The sequence below is a fragment of the Dyella sp. genome (assembly GCF_035277725.1).
In the GTDB taxonomy this organism is placed as follows: domain Bacteria; phylum Pseudomonadota; class Gammaproteobacteria; order Xanthomonadales; family Rhodanobacteraceae; genus Dyella_B.
The window spans coordinates 1-3190 of record NZ_DATEJY010000090.1 but is presented as its reverse complement, the minus strand read 5'-3'; the positions used below and the strand labels follow the sequence as shown (position 1 = coordinate 3190).

The 3190-nt window shown below is 63.3% G+C and carries 6 protein-coding genes; 3 read left to right on the top strand and 3 right to left on the bottom strand.

Annotated elements, in window-relative coordinates; genetic code table 11:
- The 3 genes from VJR68_RS08460 to VJR68_RS08450 all read right to left on the bottom strand — a co-directional run.
- Positions 1–719: ABC transporter ATP-binding protein (locus tag VJR68_RS08460; protein ID WP_324147236.1), on the bottom strand; the 719-nt coding region annotated here is incomplete at its 3' end.
- Complete coding sequence (locus tag VJR68_RS08455) at positions 716–1090, bottom strand: GntR family transcriptional regulator (protein WP_324147235.1); 375 nt, start codon at positions 1088–1090, stop codon at positions 716–718. The genes VJR68_RS08460 and VJR68_RS08455, both read right to left, overlap by 4 nt.
- 4 nt (positions 1091–1094) lie before the next feature.
- On the bottom strand, positions 1095–1415 hold the full coding sequence (locus VJR68_RS08450) for a hypothetical protein (RefSeq protein WP_324147234.1): 321 nt from the start codon (positions 1413–1415) through the stop codon (positions 1095–1097).
- 265 nt (positions 1416–1680) lie between these two features.
- On the opposite strand from VJR68_RS08450, the gene VJR68_RS08445 reads away from it, so the two are divergent.
- The 3 genes from VJR68_RS08445 to VJR68_RS08435 form a co-directional block, all read left to right on the top strand.
- Positions 1681–1983 carry a YciI family protein gene (locus VJR68_RS08445; protein WP_324147233.1) on the top strand — a complete coding sequence of 101 codons (303 nt, stop codon included), beginning with the start codon at positions 1681–1683 and terminating at the stop codon, positions 1981–1983.
- Positions 1980–2240 carry a BolA family protein gene (locus VJR68_RS08440; RefSeq protein WP_324147232.1) on the top strand — a complete coding sequence of 87 codons (261 nt, stop codon included), beginning with the start codon at positions 1980–1982 and terminating at the stop codon, positions 2238–2240. The genes VJR68_RS08445 and VJR68_RS08440 overlap by 4 nt, the downstream gene beginning before the upstream one ends.
- A 140-nt stretch (positions 2241–2380) precedes the next feature.
- Positions 2381–3190 (top strand): chromosome segregation SMC family protein (locus VJR68_RS08435; protein ID WP_324147231.1); only part of this gene is annotated, 810 nt, incomplete at its 3' end.

Below are 3190 nucleotides of genomic sequence, written 5' to 3'. Positions count from 1 at the left end.
AGCGGTTTGAGCTGGCGCGCGGCGGCCGCCATGTCCGCGCTTACCATCACTTCGGCAAAGCGTTCCCCCATGGCTTCCATATCAGTGTTCAGCACGATCCTGCCGTCGCGGATGAACATCAGGTCGGTGAGAATATGTTCGATCTCTTCTACCTGATGCGTGGTGACGATGATCGTCTTGTTCTCGTCGAAATAGTCTTCCAGCAGGTTCTGGTAGAACTGCTTGCGATAAAGAATGTCCAGGCCGAGCGTGGGCTCATCCAGCACCAGCAGCTTGGCGTCGATCGCCATCACCAGGGCCAGATGCAGTTGCACGATCATGCCCTTGGACATCTGTTTGACGCGTTGATCGGGCGTGAGCTTGGTGCGTGCCAGGAAAGCTTCACATTTGGCGCGGTTGAAGCGCGGATGGACGTTGGCGACGAAATCAATCGCCTCGCGTACGCGAATCCAGCGCGGCAGCACCGCCACGTCGGCGATGAAGCACACTTCTTCCATCAGCCTGTCGCGCTGGCTGCGTGGGTCGAAACCCAGCACGTTGAGCTGGCCCTGGAAATCGGTCAGGCCCAGGATGGCCTTCAGGGCGGTGGTCTTGCCGGCGCCGTTGGGGCCGATCAGCCCCACGATGCGGCCGGCGGGAATCTGGAAGCTCACGTTATCCAGCGCCAGCGCGTTCTTGTAGCGCTTGCTCAAGCCATTGGCGGTGACGACCGCATTCATGACGGGTTCTCCGCATCCTTCGGCGCTTCGCGCATCAGGGTTTTCAAATCCAGCCCGAGGCGCTGCAAACGTGCGTACAGCGTCGGCCATTCTTCGCGCAGAAAGCGCTCGCGTTCTGATTTGAGCAGCGCCTCGCGCGCTCCATCGGTGACGAACATGCCCAGCCCCCTCCTTTTCTCTACGAGTTGATCGTCGACCAGTTCCTGATACGCCTTGGAAACCGTGAGCGGATTGATCTGAAAATCCGCTGCCACCTGGCGTACTGACGGCAGCGGGTCGCCCTCGTTCAAGGCGCCGTCCAGGATCATCGCCACCACGCGTTCGCGTAACTGGCGATAGATCGGGACGCTGTCGTTCCAGGTGATGGCCATGAATTTATTCCTTGCTGATGCTGGCGAACTTGGTGGAGCCAAACGAATAGTAGGGCATGGCCAGTTGGGCTCCGAGCAGGCTTGCCGCGCTTTCGGTCCTGTTGGCCAGCGGCGAGTTGGCGATGGTCAGGCTGGCTTCGCTCAGCAGCGAGGCGGCGCGCCGATCTTCGGCGGTGGGGCGCACTTCGATGCCGGGCAGGGTGAAGACCTTGGCGCCGTCGCTGGGGGCGGCCGGCAGTTTCGGGGTGGTGGGATTCATGGCGATCAGGCCGACCGTGGTGAACAGAACCGCGGCAGTGATGGCGATGGGGTTGGGCGCTTTCATGTCTGCTCTCCTTTAGTGCTGTCGTGGACCGGTGTTGTGGTGAACTATAACACCATGTTCGCAGCTGTCAATGACGCGTGGCTATGACTCATGGCCTAGAGGGGAAACTTTTGCCGGATGGGGCTCCCGGCCGCACAAGCATGGCTCGGCGGCGCAAAGGCGAGCAGCGAGCGCTGTCAGGCATCGCAGCTGACACGCATCACCCTGGGGCCAGCGCGGCCGGTGGGCTAAACTCGCCGATTCCCTGCGAAGGAGCACCTGCTACATGTGGTACGCCATCACCGGTACGGACCATCCCAAGTCGCTGGAACGCCGCACGGCCGCGCGCCCGGCCCATCTGGCGCGGCTGGAGCAACTGCAGGCGGAAGGCCGCTTGCTGCTGGCCGGCCCGTTCCCCGCCATCGACACGGAACAACCCGGCCCGGCCGGCTTCACCGGCAGCCTGATCGTGGCCGAATTCTCTTCGCTGGCCGAGGCGGAACAATGGGCCAAGGCGGATCCCTATGTGGACGCGGGCGTCTATGCCAGCGTCAGCGTCAAACCGTTCCGCAAGGTATTGCCGGCATGACGGCAGCGATGGTCGAGGAAATCCGCCAGCGCCTGGCGATGGCGCTGCAGCCGGTCGAACTCGACGTGGTGGATGAGGGCTACAAGCACGTCGGCCACGCCAATGAGGGGAAGGGTCACTACTACGTGCGCGTCGTGAGCGCCGCCTTTGCCGGCCAGTTGCCGATCAAGCGGCACCGGCTGGTATACGCAGCGCTGGGCGAGTTGATGGATCACGGTATCCACGCGTTGTCGATCGATGCCAAATCGCCCGATTGACCGAGCTGTTGACCAAGCGCCAACGGCTTTACCGCGGATCACTTGATCATCCGCCACGCATTGCGGCGCTGTCCCACGTTTGGCACAGTGACCCGTCGCCCGCCTCAGCGGGCCATCACACCTTGAGCATCTGAATCTGCATGCGCCTAACCACGATCAAACTTGCCGGATTCAAGTCCTTCGTCGACCCGACCACCTTGCACCTGCCCACCAATATGACCGGTGTGGTGGGGCCCAATGGTTGCGGTAAGTCCAACATCATCGACGCCATCCGCTGGGTGATGGGCGAAAGCGCGGCCAGCCGCCTGCGCGGCGACTCGTTGACGGACGTGATCTTTTCCGGCTCCAACGCGCGCAAGCCGGTGGGGCAGGCGAGTGTCGAGCTGATCTTCGACAACTCCGACGGCACCATCCAGGGCGAATACGGCCAGTACGCCGAGATCTCGGTGAAGCGCCAGGTGACGCGCGACGGCCAGTCCGCGTATTTCCTCAACGGCGCGCGCTGCCGCCGCCGCGACATCACCGACCTGTTCCTCGGCACGGGCCTGGGTCCGCGCAGCTACTCGATCATCGAGCAAGGCATGATCTCGCAGATCATCGAGGCGCACCCCGAGGAACTGCGCACGCACCTGGAGGAAGCCGCCGGCATCTCCAAGTACAAGGAGCGCCGCAAGGAAACCGAGAGCCGCATCAAGTCCACCCGCGAGAACCTCGACCGCGTGAAGGACGTGCGCGACGAGGTGGACAAGCAGCTTGAGCACCTGAATCGCCAGGCCCGCGCCGCCGAGCGCTGGAAGGCCTACAAGGAAGAGCAGACCCGCAAGGAAGCCGAGCTGCGCGCGCTGGAATACCGCGCGCTGAAGGGCCAGCACGACGGCGAGGGGGCAGGGCTGTCCGCCGCCGAGATCGAGATCGAGAAGCAGCTGGCCGGCCAGCGCGAGATCGAGGCG